The sequence below is a fragment of the Methylobacterium sp. J-067 genome (assembly GCF_022829465.1).
Classification (GTDB): domain Bacteria; phylum Pseudomonadota; class Alphaproteobacteria; order Rhizobiales; family Beijerinckiaceae; genus Methylobacterium; species Methylobacterium litchii.
In genome coordinates this window covers 1-789 of sequence record NZ_JAKSXZ010000057.1, presented here as the reverse complement: position 1 = coordinate 789, position 789 = coordinate 1, and the positions used below count along the sequence as shown (strand labels likewise).

Genomic DNA, 789 nt, shown 5'->3' with positions numbered 1-789 from the left:
GCCGCGCGCACGGTCGCCAGGAAGCGGGCGACTTCGGCCGTCAGGTGCTCGGACTGCCGCGAGAGTTCCGAGGCCGCGCCGAGCACCTGCGTGGCGGCGGCCCCGGTCTCCTCGGCCGCTTGCGCCACGCCGGTGATGTTGCCCGTGACCTCCCCCGTCCCGGCCGCCGCCTGAGACACGTTCCGGACGATCTCCTGCGTCGCCGCCCCCTGCTGCTCCACCGCCGCCGCGATCGAGGTCGCCGTGGCGCTGATGTCGCGGATCCGCTGGGTGATGCCGCCGATGGCCGCCACCGCCTGGCCCGTCGAGCCCTGGATCCGGCTGATCTGCGCGGCGCTCTCCTGCGTCGCCCGCGCCGTCTGGCTCGCGAGTTCCCTCACCTCGGCGGCCACCACGTCGAACCCCTTCCCCGCCCCCCCTGCCCGCCCCCCCCCGTCGGCCCGCTTCATGGCCAGCCGGTTCGCCCGGCCGGCGCACGTGGCGGCCCCGCCGCCGAGACCGCCGCCCAATCGACGCCCGTCGCGGCCGCCGCCGAGGAGGCCGGCAGCAACGTCGCCACGGTCGCGGCGGCGGCCGAGGAACTGGGCCCGTCGGTCCAGGAGATCGGGCGGCAGGTGGACGGGTCCGCCAGCATCGCGCGGGAGGCGGTGAGCGCCGCCGACCAGACGGGGGGGCTGGTGCAGGGCCTGAGCGCCGCCGTGGAGCGCATCGGCGCCGCGGGGGGGCTGATCGCCCGCATCGCCGGCCAGACGAACCTGCCCGCTCCGAACGCGACCATCGAGGCGGCGC

Annotated in this window: 2 pseudogenes; one reads left to right on the top strand and one right to left on the bottom strand. The window is 77.6% G+C overall.

The features are described from left to right. Positions 1-473: pseudogene (locus tag MKK52_RS05435) on the bottom strand (methyl-accepting chemotaxis protein); the annotation flags it as partial. A 15-nt stretch (positions 474-488) separates the two neighbouring features. Between MKK52_RS05435 and MKK52_RS05430 the strand changes: the two are divergent. Then, positions 489-789: pseudogene (locus MKK52_RS05430) on the top strand (methyl-accepting chemotaxis protein); the annotation flags it as partial.